Below are 21826 nucleotides of genomic sequence, written 5' to 3' on the forward strand. Positions count from 1 at the left end.
TTTAAAGCATGTGTTGAGTTTTCTTTAGAAAGCACCAACACTTCCACCACCGCCACCGCCTGAGAAACCACCACCAGAGCTACCGCTTCCGGATGATACAGAAAAGGTACTTGCTGTATTTGCGACCGATGTGTATAGATTGATTTGAGTAGCAGATGTGTGAAATTGTTTATCCCACCCACAAGATACATAAAGATTCATAGCAGCATTTTCAAGTTGAATCTTGTGAAGCTTCATGATTTTATTTACCTTCTTAGCGTATCCATAGAGAGTTGCATAGACCAAAAGACGATTCCAAACAACAATACTCTCTAGTTCAGCCTTATCAAGATGAGCAATATCCCGAAGCATATTTTCAAAACTTGTCCAGAGATAAACAACTTCTGCCCCTTCTTCATTTAAGACTCCATCACGAGAAGGTCCTCGAGTTACTAAATGAATCAAACCGCTCGCTAGTAAACCAATTAAACCTAAGGAAAGTAAAGGAAGCGAGAAATAGCCATGTGTTCGAAAACTATAGTAGAAAATGATAAGTCCGACAACACCTGTTACAGACGAACAGACTTTCATTTTTTTCACAAGATTATTTTCTTTTTCCGTTAAAGGTCGATAATAACTTGGAATTCGTAAAATTTTCACCTTGTCTCGAACACAACTTTGCATGCGTTCAAGTCGTCTCTCAAAGGAACGCTTGAGGTGCATGCCGAATTCTCGAATATGCTTCTCATCAGCTTCCTTAGCTCCATGGAACAATCCAGAAGAAACTTGATATTCAGGGAAAAGGTCTGAAAGAGCCAATTCTTTATTTGTAGAAAGAGTCATCCGCAGACACTCCTTCTCAAAATTAGACAAACCTTTTTCACTGTTAATTTTTATCCAAGGTTCTTCTTCACCTTGAAAAATGGATAAATGCCCTCGATCGACTAAATCTAACAAGGTTGCTTGGATTAGTTGTTCAAAGGTGAATTTACCAAATTTCTGCTTGTTTAGAGGGCTAACTTCCTCTAAGGATGTTGAATAGATTGCTTCTGCCAAAACCATTGGAGGTAGGTCCATTGGGGGTTCGTAGAGACGATGATTCTTTGGATATACCTTTTTAAGAGTCGTATGCTGACGAAATTCTCTATAATAGTTGATCGTTAGTAGTAAGAGGGCCATAAAGAAGATTGGAAAAATCCATTTTATCATGACCTTGGCGTGCACTTTATCAGCCTTTATTTCTACCTCAACTCTTTTGAAGTTACTTAAATCATCTTCATTCAACCCTTGACTTGGAGCACTCGAGAAAGCTTCTCTCGGCCAATAGGCATGTAGTTCAACTTGACGTTTTTTAGGAAGATCCTTCATCTTCACCCAGTAGATATCATTGACTTTTTCGACACTTCCCTCATTGAGGAGTTCACCAGTATGGAAAAAGAGTTTCTCTGCCGGACTATCTGAAGTTACTCGAAATTCCAGATCTTTGATATCCCCTGAACTATCTGTCAGTGGTTGCCAATTTAGCTCAGCAATATCCTGATATAAGAAAAGAAGGTTTTTAAGTTGCCAAGTAACAGTTACACGAACAGTATCTCCTGCGTTTCCCGGATTAAAAATGGTAACCTTGTAGCCATCCTCTTCTTCCTTAGTATATGAAAGGACGTCTTGAACAATCTGGCCATTTTTGGATACTAAAACAGTTGGATCATCATCAATTTCAAATCCCTTCGGCATTTTCCCTGCGTTTCCGAGTCCAATCAATTGACCATTAAAATCATCTTTAAAGTGGTAGGTGATTGTTTCTTTGAAAACCGCTGTATTATCTGCATGAATATTCAAATCACCCTTATAGGATAGAATATCGAAGTCTACTGCAAAAACTAGACGAGGTACAAATAGCAAACAGGTAAATACCAGAGCAAGAAGCCATCTCTTTTTCATTTTACATTCCCTTTCATGTTTTTTCACTATTATATCATTTTTTAGAAGTTAAGGTTTACTTGTATTGAAAATCTTATCATTTTTAGATACAATAGAGGGAGCCATTTTTAGACTAGAAATAGGAGAAAACATGAAAAAATTATGCTTATCTATCCTTGCTAGCTTAGCCCTTACTCTAGGACTAGTTAGCCAGGTCCAAGCCGATGAATATTTACGCATCGGAATGGAGGCAGCTTACGCACCATTTAACTGGACTCAAGATGACGATAGTAATGGCGCTGTCAAGATTGATGGAACAAACCAATATGCTAACGGTTACGATGTTCAAATTGCAAAAAAAATCGCTAAAGATCTTGGTAAAGAACCACTCATTGTAAAAACAAAATGGGAAGGACTTGTTCCAGCTCTGACCTCTGGTAAGATTGATATGATCATTGCTGGTATGAGTCCAACCGCTGAACGTAAGCAAGAAATTGCCTTCTCAAGCAGTTACTATACCAGTGAACCAGTGCTTTTAGTCAAAAAAGATTCAGCCTATGCAAACGCCAAAACACTAGATGATTTTAAAGATGCAAAAATCACTTCTCAACAAGGGGTTTACCTTTACGACTTGATTTCTCAAATTCCAGGCGCTAAAAAAGAAACTGCTATGGGTGATTTCGCTCAAATGCGTCAAGCTCTTGAAGCTGGTGTCATTGACGCTTATGTTTCTGAACGACCAGAAGCCCTAACTGCTGAGTCAGCAAATGCAAAGTTCAAAATGATTCAGCCTGAACCTGGTTTTAAAACTGGGGAAGAAGATACCTCTATCGCTATCGGTCTTCGTAAGGATGACGAACGTATCAGCCAAATCAATGCTAGCATCGAAACCATCTCTAAAGATGAACAAGTTGCCCTAATGGATCGTATGATTAAAGAGCAGCCTGTAGAAGCTACAACTACTGAAGAAAACAGCAGTAATTTCTTTAGCCAAGTTGCTAAAATTCTAACTGAAAACTGGCAACAACTCTTGCGTGGTGCTGGAATCACACTTTTAATTTCAATTATCGGTACTATCGTAGGTCTTGTTATTGGTCTTGCTATCGGTGTTTTCCGTACTGCACCTCAATCTGAAAATCAATTTATCTACGTCGTTCAAAATATAGTTGGTTGGATTCTCAATATCTATATTGAAATTTTCCGTGGAACTCCTATGATCGTACAATCTATGGTTATCTACTATGGAACTGCCCAGGCTTTCGGAATCAACCTAGACCGTACTCTGGCTGCTATCTTTATCGTTTCTATCAATACCGGTGCCTACATGACCGAAATCGTTCGTGGTGGTATCCTAGCTGTTGACAAGGGACAATTTGAAGCAGCTACTGCTCTTGGTATGACTCATAATCAAACCATGCGTAAGATTGTTTTACCTCAGGTAGTTCGAAATATCCTACCTGCTACTGGTAATGAGTTCGTCATCAACATCAAGGATACTTCTGTATTGAATGTTATCTCTGTTGTAGAACTTTACTTCTCAGGAAATACAGTAGCAACACAGACTTACCAGTACTTCCAAACCTTTACCATCATCGCAGTTATCTACTTTGTCCTCACCTTTACAGTAACACGTATCCTACGCTATATCGAAAAACGGATGGATATGGATACCTACACTACAGGTGCTAACCAAATGCAAACGGAGGATTTGAAATAATGAATCAACCCATTCTTGAAATCAAACACCTCAAAAAATCCTATGGACAAAACGAGGTCCTAAAAGATATTTCCCTTACTATCCATAAAGGAGAAGTTATTTCTATCATTGGAAGTTCCGGTAGTGGTAAATCAACCTTCCTACGTTCGATCAACTTACTTGAAACACCCACTGAAGGTGAAATCCTTTATCACGGTGAAAATGTCCTCGAAAAAGGATATAACCTCACTCACTATCGAGAAAAACTAGGAATGGTCTTCCAGTCCTTCAACCTTTTTGAAAATCTAAACGTGCTTGAAAATACAATCGTTGCCCAAACAACTGTACTCAAACGTGATCGCTCAGAAGCAGAGAAAGTTGTTAAAGAGAACCTTGAAAAAGTTGGCATGGGAGAACGTTACTGGCAAGCCAAACCTAAACAACTTTCTGGTGGGCAAAAGCAACGTGTCGCTATTGCTCGCGCACTTTCCATGAATCCTGATGCCATTCTCTTTGATGAGCCTACATCAGCCCTTGATCCTGAAATGGTTGGTGAGGTTCTCAAAATCATGCAAGATTTAGCTCAAGAAGGCTTGACCATGATCGTCGTAACCCACGAAATGGAATTTGCTCGCGATGTATCACACCGTGTCATCTTTATGGATAAGGGTGTCATTGCAGAAGAAGGAAAACCTGAAGATCTATTTACAAATCCCAAAGAAGAACGTACAAGAGAATTTTTACAACGCTATCTTCGATAAGAAAAAGACTGCCATTGCAGTCTTTTTTTATATTCCAAAAAATTAAAAGGCAGATTCTTTTCGAACCTGCCTATATCCAAAGACTAATCTTCAAATTTTTCATGATTTTTATTGTAGAAATCAATTAAGCCGAGGGCTGTTTCAAAGGAAATGTTTTTAACTTTCGCACGTCCTTGAGCCAAAGCAATGATAGACATCTCACGCGCATTCGTTTCCTTAGAAATACGATACCCTGTGATCTTCTTATCACGAACCCAGCTAACAACTGCTTCTACTTTTTCAAAGTTAGACTTAGCCATGTTATTCTCCTATTTTTTTCTTTACGCAACTTCATTCTATATGTTTTTATAGTATTTGTCAATTGAAACACATATATTAATAAAGTTATTGCGTTAAGATTATAATTATTTAGCTTTCAAAGCTGATAATATATGGGTTCGAATATCTTCAACTCCATTAGGATTTGCTGGCAAGAATATTGTATTATTTCCTTGTTTATCTGCAAAATTATTCAATGTATCCAAATACTGATTGGTTAATAGGATTGACATAATTTGTTCTTCAGTTAATTCGACATTGGCTCCTTTTAACTCTTTAATAGAATCAGCAAGTCCATCAACAATTGCTTTCCGCTGCTCTGCGATCCCCACACCATGGAGGCGATCTTTTTCTGCCTCAGCTTCTGCCGCTGTAACGATCTTAATTTTATCTGCTTCAGCCAATTCTTGAGCTGCCACTCTCTTACGTTGGGCAGCATTAATTTCGTTCATTGATTGTTTGACTTCTGCATCCGGCTCAACTTTGGTAATGAGCGTCTTAACGATAATATACCCATACGTTGACATTTCTTCCGCTACTTGTTTTTGAACTTCTAATGCAATTTCATCTTTTTTCTCAAACAATTCATCCAAAGTTAACTTAGGAACAGATGAGCGCAATGCATCTTCAATATAAGATTTGATTTGAGCTTCAGGTCTCATCAATTTATAGTAAGCGTCTGTAACGTTTAACTCATTGACACGATACTGAGTTGCGACATTCATAGTCACAAAAACGTTATCTTGGGTTTTGGTTTCAACCACGATCTCACTTTGTAAAAGGCGTAGCTGCACACGAGCTGCAATTTTGTCAATGCCAAATGGTGCCCGTAGATGAATACCACTATTACTTAACTTTTGATACTTACCAAATCGTTCGATAATTGCAACAGACTGTTGACGAACGACATAAACAGAGCTCACTAACATAGCTCCTACAATAAGCATTAGAATCACTAGAACAAGTAAAACTTGTAAAACCATGGGAATCTCCCCCTTTCTTCACTTACATTATAGCACTCGTATATAGGTTAGGCAAATGATATGATAAAAATTTTATAGGATATTAAACAAGCATATTATATAGAGTTTCATTCCCATTCAAGTTAATATAAGACGGATCAAATTTTTCCATTCGGTGAATCAAGCCCGCATAATCATGCTTGTTAGCAAGAGCAATCCCGATTAAGACTGGTCCTGTTCCCTTGCTGGCACGTTTAATATACTCAAAACGTGTGATGTCGTCATTCGGTCCTAAAATATCATTTACAAACTCACGAAGAGCACCTGGACGTTGTGGGAAGTTTACCACAAAGTAATGCTTGATCCCATCATAAATCAAGGCACGCTCTTCCATCTCTGGCATACGGTTGATATCGTTATTTCCTCCAGAGATGATACAACAAATAGTCTTACCCTTTATATAATCTGACAGTACTTCCAAGGCCGCCACACTAGCAGCACCGGCAGGCTCAGCAACAATCCCCTGTTTAGAGTATAGATCTATCAAGGTCTCAGAGATTAAACCTTCATCAACTCCGATAAGCGTTTCAACATTTTTACGGGTTGCTTCATAGGTCAATTGTCCAACCTTCTGCACAGCAATCCCGTCTGCAAACTTATCAATTTCTTTAAGTTTAACCGGACCTCCAGCCTCAAATGCTGCCTTCATGGAACGAGCTCCGTTAGCTTCTACACCCAGAACTTCAATAGCCGGATTCGTTTCCTTTATATAAGTAGAAACTCCTGCAATGAGTCCTCCACCTCCTACAGGCACCAAGACAGTATCAAAATCAATGGATTCTTTTCGCGCTTCTTCTAAAATTTCATAAGCTACTGTTCCTTGACCAGCTTGAACATAGGGATCATCAAAAGGATCAATAAAGGTACGATTTTCAGCAACTGTATAGTCTTGAGCTGCCTTAGCCGAGGCATCAAAGGTATCTCCTACCAATTTGATAGTTACAAAATCTCCACCAAAGAAACGAACCTGACCAATTTTCTGTTGAGGCGTTGTAATTGGCATAAAGATTGTTGCAGGAATCTTCATCTCGTTACAAGTGTAGGCAACACCTTGAGCGTGATTTCCCGCTGATGCACAAACTACTCCACGTTCTCGTTCTTCCTTAGTCAGTTGCGAAATGGCATAATATGCTCCACGAATCTTAAAAGAACGCACTCGTTGAGCATTTTCTTTTTTGAGATAAATTTTTGCGCCGTATTTTTCTGATAAATAATGATCGTAGTCAAGTGGTGTATTGGCTACGACACCACTCAGAACCTTGTGGGCCTTCACCACATCTTTTGCACTAAGCATAATCTTCTCCTTGATTCTTTTTCAAGATAAAAAGCGGGTTAGGTACCCCCCAACTCGCCTTCTATTTTTATTCTCAAAAATTAGTTGTAGATTTTGAATGCGTCATCGTCGTTTTTACCAACAAATGGCATTGCTTTACGCAATTCTGCACCAACCTTTTCAATTTCAAGGTTAGCTGCTTGTTCACGGTAAGCAGTCAATTTTGGACGACCAGCTTTGTAGTCGTTCACAAAGTCGTTAGCAAATGTACCGTTTTGGATGTCAGCAAGAACTGCTTTCATGTTTTCTTTCACTTGTTCAGTGATGACACGTGGACCTGAAACGTAGTCACCGTATTCAGCTGTGTTAGAAATTGATTGACGCATTTTCTTGAATCCACCCTCGTAAATCAAGTCAACGATGAGTTTCATTTCGTGAAGCACTTCAAAGTAAGCCAATTCTGGAGCATATCCAGCTTCAGTCAAGACTTCAAAACCAGCTTCAATAAGGGCAGTCAAACCACCACAAAGAACGGCTTGTTCACCAAACAAATCTTCTTCAGTTTCTTCTTTGTATGTTGTTTCAAGAAGACCTACACGCGCTGCACCAACACCTTTACACCAGTCCATAGCGATGTCTTTAGCATTTCCTGTTGCATCTTGGTAGACGGCGTAAAGCGCTGGAACACCAAATCCTTCTTCGTAAGTACGACGTACCAAGTGTCCTGGTCCTTTAGGAGCACACATGAAGACATCAACATCTGCAGGAACTTTTATGAATTCGAAGTGGATGTTGAAACCATGTGCAAAACCAACTGCATTTCCAGCTTCCAAGTTTGGAGCGATTTCTGCCTCGTACAATTCTTGTTGAATTTCGTCTGGTGCCAAAATCATGATAACATCAGCCAATTTAGTTGCTTCTGCTACTGTATAAGTACCAAAACCATCTTCTTTTGCCTTATCAAAAGATTTACCTGGACGAACACCGATGATCACATCGTGACCTGAATCACGCAAGTTTTGAGCGTGAGCATGACCTTGTGAACCATAACCGATAACAGCGATTTTTTTACCATCAAGTGCTGCTACTTTTACATCTTTTTCGTATTCCATTTGAACTGCCATAGTTTTTCTCTCTTTTCTATTATTTATTGCCTGATAGGCTAGATTAACAAATTTAGGTTGGATTTTTAATCGCGGGTAAATCCAGTTGCTCCCGTCCGAGCGATATTCTTGATACCGTATGGTCGAATAACCCGAATCAAAGCTTCACTCTTTTCCGCATTCCCAGTCATCTGAACAGTAATGGAGCTCGGAGCCACATCAACAACAGTTGCACGGAAAGGCTGGATAATAGCTAAAATTTCTGCTCGCTTCTCCGCAGGCGCTGAGACCTTGATCAGAATCACTTCACGCTCGAGATGCGGTTTATCTGTGATATCACGGACACGAATAACGTCGACCTGACGGTTGAGTTGTTTGATGATTTGCTCCACTTCATCGTGAGATGCAACATCAATGATAATGGTAATTCTAGACACATTAGGATTTTCTGTCGCCCCTACCGAGATACTCTCAATATTGACTTGGCGTCTAGACAAAACACCGGTAAAACGATTGAGAACTCCTGACCGGTTTTGAAGTTTGGCTGTTAACATTCTACGCATTAAACTTCACCCCCAACATCTCATGATTACTCTTACCAGCTGGTACCATTGGTAAAACATGCTCTTTACGAGAAATATCTACCTCGATAAACATTGGTACATCTTCCAAGATGACTTCCAAATCCTTCTCTAAGGTTTCAGGATTATCAAATTTATAATTCTTAATCCCGTATGCTTGAGCCATTAATTGGAAATCAGGAAGGCTATCAAAGACTGACTCAGATGTTCGTCCATCATAGAAAGCTTCTTGCCATTGACGAACCATCCCAAGTGAATGGTTATTAAGCATGATGACCTTGATTGGAATCTTGTAGATGTTCAAGATTGCCAATTCCTGATTGGTCATTTGGAAACCACCATCACCGACAAAGAGCACGACCTCCTTATCTGGATTAGCAATTTTTGCTCCAATGGCTGCAGGAACTCCGAATCCCATGGTTCCTAGTCCACCTGAAGTTACGAGTTGACGCTCGTTTTGGTATGGATAGTATTGAGCAGTCCACATTTGGTGTTGTCCGACGTCAGTTACGACAATGGCATCACCCTTAGTCAATTCGCCTATACGTTCAATAACTGCTTGTGGTTGGACGACACGTTCCTTCTTATCATAAGAACGAACACGATTCTTATCTTTGGTAACTTTTTCAATCCATTTTTCAGTATTGTTACGAACGATTGGCTCCGCTAGCAACTGCTGCAAGGCCTTTTTCGCATCACCAACAACTGGGATATCAACAGCGATAATCTTACCAATCTCTGCTGGATCGATATCAATATGCGCAACTTTGGCATTCTTCGCAAATGTCTTAGGATTACCAGTCAAACGGTCATCAAAACGACAACCAATCGAAATCATAAAATCAGCTTCTGTCATCGCAATATTAGCCGCAAAGGAACCATGCATCCCACCCATTCCCAAAAATAGCGGATGACTGGTTGCGATTGTTCCCTGTCCCAAAAGACTGGTCACAACAGGAATTTGATAACGCTCTGCAAATTCATTTAACTCCGCAGCAGCCTCTGCATAGCTAATCCCACCACCAGCTAACAAAACTGGCTTCTTAGCCTTAGAGAGTTGCTTCAAGATCTTCTTGATTTGCATCTCATTTGGCTCTAAAGTTGGTTGATAACTTGGTAAATCTATCTCTGAAGAATAGACAAAGTCCGTTTCAAGAGCAGAAACATCTTTTGGCAAGTCAATAACAACTGGCCCTGGGCGACCCGTAGTCGCAATATGTACAGCCTCTGTAATCACACGTGGAATATCTGCTGTCTCACGAACCTGATAGTTGTACTTGGTAATTGGCATGGTAATTCCGACAATATCTGCTTCTTGGAAAGCATCCTTACCGATTCCCGCTCTTGCTACCTGACCTGTGAAGACCAAAAGGGGAACACTGTCACTCATAGCATCTGCAATACCAGTAATGGCATTGGTAGCTCCTGGTCCACTTGTGACGACTGCGACACCAAGTTTCCCTGTTGACTTAGCATAACCTTCTGCTTCATGAAGACAACCTTGTTCATGCCGACCTAGAATATGGCGAATGCCTTTAAAATTATAAATAGCATCATATAAAGGCAATACCGCCCCGCCTGGATAACCAAAAATCGTATCGATTCCCAGGTCACGGAGCGTTTCCAAAACGAGTTCTGAACCTGACTTTGGTGAGTCTAAAATGATTTTCTCCATCGTTCCCCTTTCTCTTCTCTTAAAATGACTTGTTTCTATAATACCATTTTTTCAAAAATTTTCAAGACAAAAGAAACAATTTTCTGAATTTTCTATCTAGATACTTTACACTATCAAATAGATTAGAAAGTTTATACGTATTTATATTTTTTGAATAGAAAAAAGGTTGAGACAAAATGTCCCAACCTTTTGATTATTTACTAATTAAAGTGAGTTAACGTCAACCTTGATACCAACACCTTGAGTAGTTGTGATTGTCAAGCTTGTTACGTAAGTTCCTTTTGCTGTAGCTGGTTTAGCTTTTTGGATTGTTTCGTTGAATGCTTTGAAGTTTTCAACTAACTTGTCAGCTTCAAATGAAACTTTACCGATGATAGCTTGTACGATACCTGCACGGTCAGCACGGTAAGTAATTTTACCACCTTTAGACTCTTCAACTGCTTTAGCAACATCCATTGTTACAGTACCAGTTTTAGGGTTTGGCATCAAGTTACGTGGTCCAAGGACACGTCCAAGACGTCCAACAAGAGCCATCATGTCAGGTGTAGCGATAACTACGTCGAAGTCCAACCATCCGTCGTTGATTTTAGCAACAAGGTCGTCTTCACCAACGAAGTCTGCACCAGCAGCTTTAGCTTCTTCAGCTTTTGCACCACGTGCAAATACAAGAACGCGAGCTGTTTTACCAGTACCGTTTGGCAATACCATTGCTCCACGGATTTGTTGGTCAGCTTTTTTCACGTCGATGTTCAAATTGTATGCAACTTCTACAGTTGCGTCAAATTTTGCAAAGTTAGTTTCTTTTGCAAGAGCTACAGCTTCTTCTACGCTGTATGCTTTTGTGCTGTCGATTTTCTCAAGAGCAGCACGAAGTTGTTTGCTTTTTTTAGCCATTTTCTATTCTCCTTGTAAGTGGTTCAATCGATTTTCATCTCCCACGTCACTTCTCGAAATGATGAAGTCTTGCGGGTTATATAGGGAAGTTATTGATTAGTCAACAACAGTGAATCCCATAGAACGAGCAGTACCTTCGATCATACGCATTGCAGACTCAATGTTTGCAGCGTTCAAATCTGGCATCTTAGTTTCTGCAATTTCTTGTACTTGTGCACGAGTAACTGTAGCAACTTTAGTTTTGTTAGGTGTACCTGATCCTTTTTCAACACCTGCAGCTTTTTTCAAAAGAACAGCAGCTGGTGGTGTTTTAGTAACGAAAGTAAATGATTTATCTTCGTATACTGAGATAACAACTGGAATGATCATACCAGCTTGATCAGCTGTACGAGCGTTGAACTCTTTTGTGAATCCCATGATGTTGATACCAGCTTGACCAAGAGCAGGTCCAACCGGTGGAGCTGGTGTAGCTTTACCAGCAGGGATTTGCAATTTTACAAGTTTTTCGACTTTTTTAGCCATTTTTAAATCCTCCTTTGTGGTTTTGGCGGTAATTTAAGATTTTTACCTCCCACAAGTATGTTTTACACATACCCTACTATTATACACTAATCTATCTCAAATGCAAGAGAAAAATTCTATTTTTAGAGAAATTTTATTACTGACTTTGACTATCATTTCTTTCGTGAAAGAGTCCTGAACTACAAACAAAAAACCGCTCTGTTTTGAGCAATTAATAAAAAATAATAAAGTTTAGTAGGAGTCCAGCTTTAAGAGCAGGCTTGTCCCTTTTTCAGTACTTCCGCTCTCCACAAATCCAAGGGACTCAAAACATCGTCTGGAGGCATAATTGAAATCATAGATTTCCTGAACTTTTAATTCTTTCCATCCTCTTTGTCGAGCTAGATCAATCAAAGTCTTCAAAACCTTACATCCAAGTCCTTGATGCTGGTAAGTTGGATTGCCAATCACAATAGGAAGATTCTCCTGAGATAAGGCTACATCACCAATTGGAAGCCACTCTCCCTTTTCTCGAAATTCAATCCAGAACAAATCCCCGTGTTCCTCTAAATAGGAATACATGGCATTTAATTTTTCCAAACTATAGGGAATTCTAATGCCATCTACCAGTTCCACCAAATCCACATCTTGATACCAGGATAAAGCTGCATCACGATGATCTGCTAAAAAATAGGGAACTAGACGTAGGGAATCATCTATCTGAATAATCTTTGGCATCTTTTTTTACTCCTAACAACTGCTTCGCAGCCTGATTAAAACCATCACACCAGTTATACCATTTTGCTTCATACTCATCTTGGGGTAAGATATGATTTTTTAAATCCAGAACAGAGTATATCTTTCTTTCCTCGCAAACTTGCGCATAGAGATGATATAGTTCATCACCACCATCTTTATCCCACTCAGCAGAAATCGTATCCTGACCTAGCAACAATGCCTGATAAGCTCTGTGATGCCCGTCTGTAATTAGCAAGCAATCTCCAAATGCAAGAACACTGATTGGATTTATATTTGGCCTCTCTACCGAGTGATAAAGCATCTGGATATCTTGCAACTTCTTTTCTGATAAGTATAGTTGAGTCGGATGAAGATCTGCAATATTGACTTTCATTTCTTTCTCCTCATGGAAATTTGATGCCTACTTCTGCTTGCCAGTAAATCTCCATCGAAAGCGAAGTTTGTCATAAAATGGAAATTCAATGAATAGAATTCCAAGACCCAGACAGAGACTGGCAAGAACATCTGATGGGTAATGAACTCCCAGATAGACTCTGGAAATGATTACACTTACTAGATAGATTCCCAGTAAAATCTGGAGAATGAGCTTTACTGTCCTATATTTCACTCTCTGTCCCACAATGATAATTAGAGAACCGATTAAGAGGGTTACTGCTAGCGAGTGACCACTAGGGAAAGAAAATCCTTTTTCTTCAACCAAGTGTAAAATTTCAGGTCGCGGACGTTGATAGAGGTGTTTTAAGGACACAATTAAAATTCCAGCCAAACTAAGATTGCCAGCTACTAAAAGGCTTTCTGACTTCCACTTTTTCAGATAAAAAATAACAGTCAATAGAATTGCCCAAGAAATAACGATTGGTAAGTCAATCAGACGAGTAATCCCTCGAAAGATAGTTGTCAATATAGCTGGTAAATCTCCACGAATTGCTGTCTGGATAGACGAATCAAATGGTATCAATTGTTCTGGATAAAACTTAACGACATAACCCAGAATTACAAATAGTAAAAGGGCAAAAGAGCCCTTTGTTAAATATGTTTGTTTATCTTTCATAGTATTTCAAAGTTGGTTTCAAGAGGACAATTAATAACCAGAATGAGATGGCAAAGATGACTCCTTCAATCAAATTAAATGGTAAGACCATTGCCAACAAGTAATTACTAAGTCCTAGAATATTCTCTATATCGAAGTTAGCAAATTTTGCGTACAAAGGTACAGCATAAACGTAGTTTAGAACTAACATGGCTAAAGTAATACCAATCGTCCCTGCTAATGAAGCTAGGACAAAACGCATGGTTGTACGCTCTTTTTTCCAAATCAGACCAAAAGCAAGAACAAAGACTCCTAAGGCTACGATATTCATCGGCAAACCAATGTAGGTACTAACTCCTTGATTGTTCAAAAGGATTTTCAACAAAGACCGAAGGAATAGTACTCCTAAAGCCGCTGGTAAATCCAAGACTACCAAACCTACAAGAACTGGTAAGATACTGAACTCAATCCTTAAAAAGGGTGCCGCCGGTAGAAGCGGAAAGTCAAAGTACATCAACACAAATGAAAGTGCTGATAAAATTGCAATGGTCGAAAGTCGACGTATGTTTGTCATAACAGGTTCCTCCAATTTTCTATAAAATCAGAAGAAGTTGGAAAGTTTCTCTCTATCTACTCTCTTAACTATCTCAAAAACAACCTAAGCTTACAAAGAAACTGGTTTTATTTCTATTATAATGAAGCAGAATAGACAAAGCTATCCTTTCGTCTTCTCCCATCCAGACTATACTGTCGGTTGTGGAATCTCACCACATCAGCTTGCGCTCGCGGACTTCTTTTAGAGTAAGGAAATGGAGATTTTTATTTTAGACTAGGCGACAAGCTGTAGGCATAACTTTTGGTTAGGCAAAGCTTGGCAACAAAGTATAAAAGGAAAAGAACATTTCCGAGTAAAAGTCACCGCCGGTCGGGAATTACACCCAGCCCTGAAGACCCCTTTATGATAACAAAAAAAGCTTGCAAGCGCAAGCATTTTATCTCTTATCAGTGTTTATTTCAACTTATCCGTTTCGTAAGTATGAACCAGTTCGAGACCCGTAAAATTCTGTTGACGAAGGGCCTCATAGACAATCATACATACCGTATTAGATACATTGAGGCTACGAACATGTTCATCATTCATAGGAATTCTGAGAGCTTTTTCAGGATGTTCCCGCATAAATTCCTCAGGCAAACCTTTATCTTCACGCCCAAAAAGAAAATAATGGTTTCCTTCTATCGTGAAGTCAGCATCTGAATAGACCTTTTCTGCAAACTTGGAAATCAAGTAGACTTGACCATCCATTTTTTTCATAAATTCATCTAAACTATCATAAAAATAGATTTCAAGTTTGTCCCAATAGTCTAGCCCGGCTCTCTTCATTTTACGATCATCAATCGGAAAGCCCATCGGTTTGATAATATGAAGGGGCGCATTCGTCGCCGCACAGGTTCGTGCAATATTTCCCGTATTCTGTGGAATTTGTGGTTCAAACAATACAATATGATTGGCCATGCCTTGCTTCCTCTCACTAGTGCAAAAAAATAGCCACACTGCCCGGAGTCAAGCTCAGCAAACAGCGTGGTTAAGGCATCGTTAACTTACCTCACAACAGGTTTGAAGTAAATCAGCGAAACTACTTTTTTAGTATAACACTTTCAGCTTGATTGTCAATAGAAATGACTTGATTTTTTCATTTTTTTTACAAGCATATTTACAAAAGTTAAAATTTCAACTTTCAGCAAGCAATATCATAGAATTTACATAGATTAAGAATTTTCGGAACAAGTTTTTTCATAAACATATGATGTTTAAATCAAAATATTTATTCGAATTCCCCTAATCCCTTTATTAAAGAAGGAAACAGTCGGTTGTTGAGTGCATTTTTTTCTAAAAAAAGGTATGATAGAGACATATTGAAAAAGTAGGTTAACTAACTATGAAGATTATTCTTGTCGGAGGGGGAAAAGTAGGTTCTGCCCTCTGTCGTTCACTGGTTGCTGACAACCATGATGTTGTCTTAATTGAACAGAACGAAACTGTTCTAAAATACTTGACCAGCCGTTTTGATATTATGGGAATCGCAGGTAACGGAGCTGACTTTGCTATGTTAGAAGCAGCCAATGTTCAAGATTGTGATATTTTCATTGCCATGACTCAATACGACGAAGTCAATATGGTTTCGGCTGTTTTAGCCAAAAAAATGGGAGCAAAGGAAACCATTGTTCGTGTACGAAATCCTGAATATTCCAACCCTTACTTTAAAGAAAAAAATATTCTTGGATTTTCACTCATTGTAAACCCAGAACTCCTAGCAGCTCGTGCTATCGCTAATATTATAGACTTCCCCAATGCTCTTTCTGTTGAGCGTTTTGCAGGCGGATTGGTCAGTTTGATGGAATTTAAAGTTCGAAATAATAGCAATATTTGTCAGATGTCTATTGCTGATTTTCGTAAAAAGTTTGGCAATGTTATTGTCTGTGCTATCGAACGCGACCACAAACTCATGATTCCTAGTGGAGATATGATTTTAGAAGATAAAGACCGTATCTTTGTGACAGGACATCGTGTCGATATGATGCTCTTCCACAACTATATTAAGTCCAGAGTTGTTAAGAGTTTACTCATCATAGGAGCTGGGAAAATTGCTTACTATCTCTTAGGTATGTTAAAAGACAGTCGTATCGATACCAAGGTTATTGAGGTCAATCCTGAAAGAGCCGCCTTTTTCAGCGAAAAATTCCCTAAACTCTATATAGTCCAAGGTGATGGAACAACTAAGGACACCCTCTTAGAAGAAAGTGCACAAAACTATGATGCTGTTGCCACTTTGACAGGAGTCGACGAGGAAAATATCATTACCTCTATGTTTTTGGATAACATAGGTGTTCAGAAAAATATTACCAAAGTAAACCGCACTAGCTTATTAGAAATTATCCACGCAACAGATTTCTCAAGTATCATCACCCCTAAAACAATCGCCGTTGATACCATCATGCACTTTATCCATGGTCGTGTAAATGCGCAATATTCTGACCTTCAAGCTATGCACCATCTAGCAAATGGACAGGTAGAAACTCTTCAATTCCTGATCAAGGAAGCCAATAAAATGACTGGCAAGCCTTTATCTCAATTGAAGCTCAAAAAAGATATCTTGATTGCTGCTATTATCCGCAATGGAAAAACGATCTTCCCAACAGGAGAAGATGCCCTCCAGGTTGGTGATAAGCTAGTGGTTATCACTTTGCTTTCAAATATCACCAAGATTTACGATTTGTTAGAGAGGTAAGCTATGAATAGAAGTATGGTACGCTTTCTTCTTGCAAAGCTACTCTTGATTGAAGCTGGGCTACTTTTAGTTCCGGTTGGTATTGCTCTTTACTATCGAGAATCTAATCAAGTTTTTACAGCTCTTTTCTCTACCATTGGAATTCTTGTTGTCCTAGGTCTTCTCGGAATCATCAGTAAACCTAAAAAACAACGTATCTATGCCAAAGAAGGAGTCCTAATTGTTGCCCTATGTTGGATCCTCTGGTCTTTCTTTGGCTCCCTTCCCTTTGTCTTTTCAGGTCAAATCCCCAATTTTATCGATGCCTTCTTCGAAACTAGTTCCGGCTTCACTACTACGGGAGCAACTATCTTAAATGACGTTTCTGTAATAAGCCGTTCTCTTCTGTTTTGGAGAAGTTTCACCCACCTCATCGGAGGTATGGGAGTGCTAGTTTTTGCCCTAGCTATTATGGACAATGCAAAAAATAGTCACTTAGAGGTTATGAAGGCCGAGGTCCCTGGACCAGTATTTGGTAAGGTGGTGTCTAAGCTAAAAAATACAGCACAAATCCTCTACATCCTGTATCTGGCAATGTTCGCCCTCTTTGTAGTGATTTATTATCTTGCTGGTATGCCACTCTACGATAGTTTTGTCATCGCTATGGGAACTGCTGGGACTGGTGGTTTCACTGTTTACAATGATGGAATCGCCCACTATAATAGTTCTCTCATTACCTATCTGACGAGTGTTGGGGTCTTGATGTTTGGTGTCAATTTCAACCTCTACTACTATCTCATGCTTCGTCGAGTCAAGGAATTCTTTTTCGATGAGGAGCTTCGTGCTTATCTCTTGATTGTCGTTGTTTCTACCGGTTTAATTACTCTCAATACACTCCACCTTTATAGTGGCGTTTCACAAAGTTTTGAGATGGCCTTCTTCCAAGTTTCTAATATCATTACGACAACTGGTTTTGGTTACGGAAACATAACCAATTGGCCTTTGTTTTCACAATATATTTTACTGATGCTGATGGCGATTGGTGGTTCTGCTGGATCTACTGCTGGTGGTCTCAAAGTGATGCGTGGAGTTATTCTAGCTAAAATTGCTAAAAATCAATTTTTGTCTACCATATCACCTCACCGTGTTTTAACTCTCCATGTTAACCAAACGGTAATTGATAAGGATACCCAGCACAAGATTCTCAAGTACTTTGTAGTTTACGTCATGATTCTACTCAGCTTAATTTTCATTATCAGTTTAGATGCTGACAATTTAATGATTGTTACGAGTGCCGTTTTCAGTTGCTTTAACAATATCGGCCCAATTCTTGGAACAACTGCAAGTTTCTCCATTTTTAGTCCATTTTCAAAACTCCTCCTATCCTTTGCAATGATTGCAGGACGTCTTGAAATTTATCCAATCATATTACTCTTTATGAAGCGAACCTGGTCTAAGCGTTAGCAATGTTATTATCAAAAAGCACATCCCTCATTTTTTGAGGGATGTGCTTTTTCTGTTGATAAGATTTTTAAAAGACAGTTGAGAGTCAAAAAATAACACTTGGGAAAAAGATGATTTTTCATGAATCATTTTAGTTATAATTTTTAAAAAACGTAGAGGTTTTATATGAAAAAAATGAACAAATCAATCCAACTTCTTTTATTGATTTCCTTGGTATATTTAGGTTGCTGTAGTTGCTTAGTTTGGCCTGGTATTGCTTTAACACTCAAACAATCCTGCTTTTACTTTTTACTTCTCTTACTATTTTTAGCAGGTATCTGTACATTTATCCACTATCTTTCAGGTCATAATCATGTAAAAAGTCAACTACATAATCGTAGTAGATCCTTCTTTTTATTGTATAGCAGCATGGTTATCATTAACGTTGCTGGAGTCTGTTTTATTTTATTTGAAAGTATAAGCACTGACACTCTACTACAAAAAGAAATCGTTGACTTGTTACTCATCTCTTTCTTTTTCCTTTTCGGACTTGATATTGCTACCTTTCTGCCGTTAAACAAATGGAGAAAATTACCAACTCATAAAAAGACAGGCAGGCTAACAACCCTTATCTTTCTTAGTTTATTTTTTCTGCACAATCCTTTAACCATATTTTCTGTCAGTTTTTATATCCTTTTGGGAGTCAGCTTTCTAAACTTTTTATTTCCTAAAACCTTAAGACAAGATTTATCCTTCTATAGTCATTTAATTCGAAATATCTTACTTGTTTTATCTACACTTATGTTCTGGTAGTTAATAGAATTCCTGTCAGAAGTATGCTATAATGAAATAAATTTTTTAGGAGATATATGAATGAATTTTTTTAAAGATTATCGTAAACGATTGATTTGGCTAGGAATCTTTCTTGTCGCTATGTGCCTATCGCAAGTTCCTATCGTGACTTTAATGCTACTTCAAAAAACTCAACTTGGATCTATCTGGTCATCTCTAATAGTGGGACTTGTCTCTACTGCTGTTGTTACACTCTTTTTATATGGTGCTCACAAAAGTAAGTTATTAAATCTAAAATCAAAACTCTTTACTATTAATGACGCCCCTCGAATTGCTCTTAGTTATGTAGCCATTGTCACAGGAAATCTGATTGGTGCGATTTGGTTACAACTTCTGAAGCAAACAACTACTTCGAATCAAGAGGCTATCAATAGCATCATGTCAGAAAGCTCTCTAATTTCCAGCATTTTCGTGGTTGCAATAGTGGCACCTATTTGTGAGGAAGTTATCTGTCGAGGTATCATACCTACTAAACTCTTCGAAGGATACGAGAAAATTGGATATATTTTCGGTTGGTTTCTCTTCACTATAGCCCATATACCAAATAATATTCCTTCTTTCTTGATATATGGCTGGATGTCTGCTGTCCTAACTTGGACTGCTTATCGCACCAAACGACTAGAGATGTCTATCTTACTGCACCTAGTGAATAATGGAGTCAGCATTCTATTGCTTATCCTCCTTACATTCCTTATCAAGGTTGTTGGTATAGATGCTTTTCAATAAATAGAAGTTCCACTACTAATATAATTTAAAATAAAAAGACTAGAAATCTATCTAATTTCTAGTCTTTTTTGTCTATTTAAGAACGAAACACGAATTAGCTGCGAGAAGTTACAATACGGAGATAGTGACAGTAAGCTAGTCCACTCCTAAATGTTACGACACGAAGAGGCGAAAATGACTATTTTTCGTCGATGAGTTAGTAAGGCAACTAGACCGCTTTCTAACTATTACGACGAAAAAATCCACGAATCAATACCATTCGTGGACTTTTCCTAGTGAAGCGTTTAGGTAAACTGCCATAGCGGTTACCGTTTATTAGATTACGACACGGAGTTTGGCAAATCGATTATATTTACCAAACGTAGTTAGTAGGGCAGTTAGCTAGTTCGCCGAATAGCGACTAGCGTCCAACAATTAGGAACTTTAGTTCCAATTGTTGATACTGAGTTACATCTTTTCTTCCAACTCCACATCTGGATACTTGTCAGCAAACCAGCGGAGGGCAAAGTCATTTTCGAAAAGGAAGACAGGTTGGTCAAAGCGGTCCTTGGCCAAGATGTTTCGACTTGAAGACATGCGTTCATCTAAATCTTCAGGTTTAATCCAACGCACTGTCTTTTTACCCATTGGAGTCATGACCACTTCAGCGTTATACTCACCTTCCATACGGTGTTTAAAGACTTCGAACTGGAGTTGTCCAACAGCACCTAGCATATACTCACCTGTTTGGTAATTCTTATAAAGCTGGATAGCTCCTTCTTGTACCAACTGTTCCATTCCCTTGTGGAAGGATTTTTGTTTCATAACGTTCTTAGGCGAAACTTTCATGAAAATCTCTGGAGTAAAGGTTGGTAGTGGTTCAAACTCAAACTTGTTTTTCCCAACAGTCAGAGTATCTCCAACCTGGTAGGTCCCTGTATCATAAACCCCGATGATATCTCCTGCTACGGCATTGGTCACATTTTCACGACTTTCCGCCATAAATTGGGTGACATTAGAAAGTTTAGCTCCCTTACCAGTACGAGGCAAATTGACACTCATACCACGCTCAAATTCACCCGATACAATACGAACAAATGCGATACGGTCACGGTGTCGAGGATCCATGTTGGCTTGAATTTTAAAGACAAAACCTGAGAAATCCTTATCATAAGGGTCGACAAGTTCACCGTCTGTTTTCTTGTGTCCATGAGGTTCTGGAGCAAACTTGAGGAAGGTTTCAAGGAAGGTCTGCACCCCAAAATTAGTCAAGGCCGAACCAAAGAAGACTGGTGTCAAATCACCTGCAAGAATGGCTTCCTCTGAGAATTCATTTCCTGCTTCATTCAAAAGTTCAATATCATCTTTCACTTGTTCGTAGAATGGGTTGCTAGCAAAGAGTTTATCGCCATCTTCTAGGCTGGCAAAACGTTCATCACCTTTGTAGAGTTCCAAACGTTGGTTATAGAGGTCGTAGAGCCCCTCAAAGGCTTTCCCCATCCCGATTGGCCAGTTCATTGGATAACTTGCAATACCCAAGACTTCTTCCAATTCTTGCAAGAGATCTAGTGGTTCACGACCGTCACGGTCTAGCTTGTTCATAAAGGTAAAGACTGGAATCCCGCGGTGTTTGACAACCTCAAACAATTTCTTGGTTTGAGCCTCGATCCCCTTGGCAGAGTCCACTACCATGACCGCAGCATCCACCGCCATCAAGGTACGATAGGTATCTTCTGAAAAGTCCTCGTGTCCTGGAGTGTCTAGGATGTTTACCCGTTTCCCATCGTAGTCAAACTGCATAACAGATGAGGTTACCGAAATCCCACGTTGTTTCTCGATATCCATCCAGTCTGACTTAGCAAAGTTTCCTGTTTTCTTCCCTTTTACAGTACCTGCCTCACGAATCTCTCCCCCAAAATAGAGCAATTGCTCAGTGATGGTTGTTTTCCCCGCGTCCGGGTGAGAGATGATGGCAAAGGTACGGCGTTTCTTAATTTCTTCTTGAATAGTCATAACTTCTCTTTCTTTCTACTTTTTTAATTATTTCA

At 39.0% G+C, this 21826-nt stretch carries 20 protein-coding genes and 1 riboswitch; of the genes, 5 read left to right on the top strand and 15 right to left on the bottom strand.

What is annotated here, in order from left to right; translation table 11 throughout:
* Positions 1–24 precede the first annotated feature (24 nt).
* Positions 25–1920, bottom strand: coding sequence for a DUF2207 domain-containing protein (locus tag O3643_RS03390; protein ID WP_371499867.1), 1896 nt, complete (start codon positions 1918–1920; stop codon positions 25–27).
* Between the two features lie 130 nt (positions 1921–2050).
* On the opposite strand from O3643_RS03390, the gene O3643_RS03395 reads away from it, so the two are divergent.
* A complete protein-coding gene (locus O3643_RS03395) occupies positions 2051–3616 on the top strand; it encodes an ABC transporter substrate-binding protein/permease (RefSeq protein WP_371499869.1) in 1566 nt (521 codons plus the stop codon).
* Positions 3616–4356 carry an amino acid ABC transporter ATP-binding protein gene (locus O3643_RS03400; RefSeq protein WP_371499871.1) on the top strand — a complete coding sequence of 247 codons (741 nt, stop codon included), beginning with the start codon at positions 3616–3618 and terminating at the stop codon, positions 4354–4356. The genes O3643_RS03395 and O3643_RS03400 overlap by 1 nt, the downstream gene beginning before the upstream one ends.
* 83 nt (positions 4357–4439) lie before the next feature.
* Here the strand turns inward: O3643_RS03400 and O3643_RS03405 are convergent, their stop codons facing one another.
* From O3643_RS03405 to O3643_RS03465, 13 genes are all read right to left on the bottom strand, one after another.
* Positions 4440–4655 (bottom strand): hypothetical protein, encoded by a 216-nt coding sequence (locus O3643_RS03405; RefSeq protein WP_004251963.1) that lies wholly within the window; start codon positions 4653–4655, stop codon positions 4440–4442.
* A 105-nt stretch (positions 4656–4760) separates the two neighbouring features.
* Positions 4761–5657: an SPFH domain-containing protein gene (locus O3643_RS03410; protein ID WP_004251962.1), complete on the bottom strand. Its 897-nt coding sequence runs from the start codon at positions 5655–5657 to the stop codon at positions 4761–4763.
* Positions 5658–5739: 82 nt separating this feature from the next.
* Positions 5740–6990 carry a threonine ammonia-lyase IlvA gene (gene ilvA, locus O3643_RS03415; protein WP_004251960.1) on the bottom strand — a complete coding sequence of 417 codons (1251 nt, stop codon included), beginning with the start codon at positions 6988–6990 and terminating at the stop codon, positions 5740–5742.
* 80 nt (positions 6991–7070) lie between these two features.
* Complete coding sequence (gene ilvC / locus O3643_RS03420; RefSeq protein ID WP_371499874.1) at positions 7071–8093, bottom strand: ketol-acid reductoisomerase; 1023 nt, start codon at positions 8091–8093, stop codon at positions 7071–7073.
* A 65-nt stretch (positions 8094–8158) separates the two neighbouring features.
* The gene (gene ilvN, locus O3643_RS03425) at positions 8159–8635 is read right to left on the bottom strand and encodes an acetolactate synthase small subunit (protein WP_004251957.1); all 477 of its coding nucleotides are present in this window, start codon (positions 8633–8635) and stop codon (positions 8159–8161) included.
* A complete protein-coding gene (locus O3643_RS03430; RefSeq protein ID WP_006152123.1) occupies positions 8628–10328 on the bottom strand; it encodes an acetolactate synthase large subunit in 1701 nt (566 codons plus the stop codon). The genes ilvN and O3643_RS03430 overlap by 8 nt, the downstream gene beginning before the upstream one ends.
* A gap of 204 nt (positions 10329–10532) precedes the next feature.
* The gene (gene rplA, locus O3643_RS03435; protein ID WP_001085672.1) at positions 10533–11222 is read right to left on the bottom strand and encodes a 50S ribosomal protein L1; all 690 of its coding nucleotides are present in this window, start codon (positions 11220–11222) and stop codon (positions 10533–10535) included.
* Between the two features lie 96 nt (positions 11223–11318).
* The gene (gene rplK, locus O3643_RS03440) at positions 11319–11744 is read right to left on the bottom strand and encodes a 50S ribosomal protein L11 (RefSeq protein ID WP_001085808.1); all 426 of its coding nucleotides are present in this window, start codon (positions 11742–11744) and stop codon (positions 11319–11321) included.
* Between the two features lie 231 nt (positions 11745–11975).
* Complete coding sequence (locus O3643_RS03445; RefSeq protein ID WP_371499878.1) at positions 11976–12461, bottom strand: GNAT family N-acetyltransferase; 486 nt, start codon at positions 12459–12461, stop codon at positions 11976–11978.
* Positions 12436–12855, bottom strand: coding sequence for a chromosome partitioning protein ParB (locus tag O3643_RS03450; RefSeq protein WP_371499880.1), 420 nt, complete (start codon positions 12853–12855; stop codon positions 12436–12438). Before O3643_RS03450 ends, O3643_RS03445 begins: the two co-directional genes overlap by 26 nt.
* Positions 12856–12882: 27 nt before the next feature.
* Complete coding sequence (locus O3643_RS03455; RefSeq protein WP_371499882.1) at positions 12883–13533, bottom strand: phosphatase PAP2 family protein; 651 nt, start codon at positions 13531–13533, stop codon at positions 12883–12885.
* Entirely contained in the window at positions 13523–14086 is a 564-nt protein-coding gene (locus O3643_RS03460) for an ECF transporter S component (protein WP_371499884.1), read from the bottom strand. The genes O3643_RS03455 and O3643_RS03460 overlap by 11 nt, the downstream gene beginning before the upstream one ends.
* A 147-nt stretch (positions 14087–14233) precedes the next feature.
* A riboswitch (FMN riboswitch) is annotated at positions 14234–14468 on the bottom strand.
* A gap of 53 nt (positions 14469–14521) precedes the next feature.
* Entirely contained in the window at positions 14522–15025 is a 504-nt protein-coding gene (locus O3643_RS03465; protein ID WP_006151966.1) for a tRNA (cytidine(34)-2'-O)-methyltransferase, read from the bottom strand.
* 424 nt (positions 15026–15449) lie between these two features.
* Between O3643_RS03465 and trkA the strand changes: the two genes are divergently transcribed.
* The 3 genes from trkA to O3643_RS03480 all read left to right on the top strand — a co-directional run bounded on the left by trkA (position 15450) and on the right by O3643_RS03480 (position 19799).
* The gene (gene trkA / locus O3643_RS03470; protein WP_371499886.1) at positions 15450–16799 is read left to right on the top strand and encodes a Trk system potassium transporter TrkA; all 1350 of its coding nucleotides are present in this window, start codon (positions 15450–15452) and stop codon (positions 16797–16799) included.
* 3 nt (positions 16800–16802) lie between these two features.
* The gene (locus O3643_RS03475; RefSeq protein ID WP_371499888.1) at positions 16803–18242 is read left to right on the top strand and encodes a TrkH family potassium uptake protein; all 1440 of its coding nucleotides are present in this window, start codon (positions 16803–16805) and stop codon (positions 18240–18242) included.
* Between the two features lie 852 nt (positions 18243–19094).
* Positions 19095–19799, top strand: coding sequence for a CPBP family intramembrane glutamic endopeptidase (locus O3643_RS03480; RefSeq protein ID WP_281137728.1), 705 nt, complete (start codon positions 19095–19097; stop codon positions 19797–19799).
* 447 nt (positions 19800–20246) lie between these two features.
* Here O3643_RS03480 and O3643_RS03485 read toward each other — a convergent pair whose 3' ends face one another.
* The gene (locus tag O3643_RS03485; RefSeq protein WP_371499890.1) at positions 20247–21791 is read right to left on the bottom strand and encodes a peptide chain release factor 3; all 1545 of its coding nucleotides are present in this window, start codon (positions 21789–21791) and stop codon (positions 20247–20249) included.
* Between the last annotated feature and the right edge of the window lie 35 nt (positions 21792–21826).

Source organism: Streptococcus sp. 20925_1_44 (assembly GCF_041432435.1).
In the GTDB taxonomy this organism is placed as follows: Bacteria; Bacillota; Bacilli; order Lactobacillales; family Streptococcaceae; genus Streptococcus; species Streptococcus infantis.

Coding starts and splice junctions, on each gene's coding strand:
- O3643_RS03480 (WP_281137728.1), top strand. CDS start 19,095: ATGAATTTTTTTAAAGATTATCGTAAACGATTGATTTGGCTAGGAATC.
- O3643_RS03485 (WP_371499890.1), bottom strand. CDS start 21,791: ATGACTATTCAAGAAGAAATTAAGAAACGCCGTACCTTTGCCATCATC.
- ilvC (WP_371499874.1), bottom strand. CDS start 8,093: ATGGCAGTTCAAATGGAATACGAAAAAGATGTAAAAGTAGCAGCACTT.
- O3643_RS03445 (WP_371499878.1), bottom strand. CDS start 12,461: ATGCCAAAGATTATTCAGATAGATGATTCCCTACGTCTAGTTCCCTAT.
- ilvA (WP_004251960.1), bottom strand. CDS start 6,990: ATGCTTAGTGCAAAAGATGTGGTGAAGGCCCACAAGGTTCTGAGTGGT.
- O3643_RS03455 (WP_371499882.1), bottom strand. CDS start 13,533: ATGAAAGATAAACAAACATATTTAACAAAGGGCTCTTTTGCCCTTTTA.
- O3643_RS03390 (WP_371499867.1), bottom strand. CDS start 1,920: ATGAAAAAGAGATGGCTTCTTGCTCTGGTATTTACCTGTTTGCTATTT.
- O3643_RS03400 (WP_371499871.1), top strand. CDS start 3,616: ATGAATCAACCCATTCTTGAAATCAAACACCTCAAAAAATCCTATGGA.
- O3643_RS03475 (WP_371499888.1), top strand. CDS start 16,803: ATGAATAGAAGTATGGTACGCTTTCTTCTTGCAAAGCTACTCTTGATT.
- O3643_RS03405 (WP_004251963.1), bottom strand. CDS start 4,655: ATGGCTAAGTCTAACTTTGAAAAAGTAGAAGCAGTTGTTAGCTGGGTT.
- O3643_RS03410 (WP_004251962.1), bottom strand. CDS start 5,657: ATGGTTTTACAAGTTTTACTTGTTCTAGTGATTCTAATGCTTATTGTA.
- O3643_RS03465 (WP_006151966.1), bottom strand. CDS start 15,025: ATGGCCAATCATATTGTATTGTTTGAACCACAAATTCCACAGAATACG.
- trkA (WP_371499886.1), top strand. CDS start 15,450: ATGAAGATTATTCTTGTCGGAGGGGGAAAAGTAGGTTCTGCCCTCTGT.
- rplA (WP_001085672.1), bottom strand. CDS start 11,222: ATGGCTAAAAAAAGCAAACAACTTCGTGCTGCTCTTGAGAAAATCGAC.
- rplK (WP_001085808.1), bottom strand. CDS start 11,744: ATGGCTAAAAAAGTCGAAAAACTTGTAAAATTGCAAATCCCTGCTGGT.
- O3643_RS03460 (WP_371499884.1), bottom strand. CDS start 14,086: ATGACAAACATACGTCGACTTTCGACCATTGCAATTTTATCAGCACTT.
- ilvN (WP_004251957.1), bottom strand. CDS start 8,635: ATGCGTAGAATGTTAACAGCCAAACTTCAAAACCGGTCAGGAGTTCTC.
- O3643_RS03395 (WP_371499869.1), top strand. CDS start 2,051: ATGAAAAAATTATGCTTATCTATCCTTGCTAGCTTAGCCCTTACTCTA.
- O3643_RS03450 (WP_371499880.1), bottom strand. CDS start 12,855: ATGAAAGTCAATATTGCAGATCTTCATCCGACTCAACTATACTTATCA.
- O3643_RS03430 (WP_006152123.1), bottom strand. CDS start 10,328: ATGGAGAAAATCATTTTAGACTCACCAAAGTCAGGTTCAGAACTCGTT.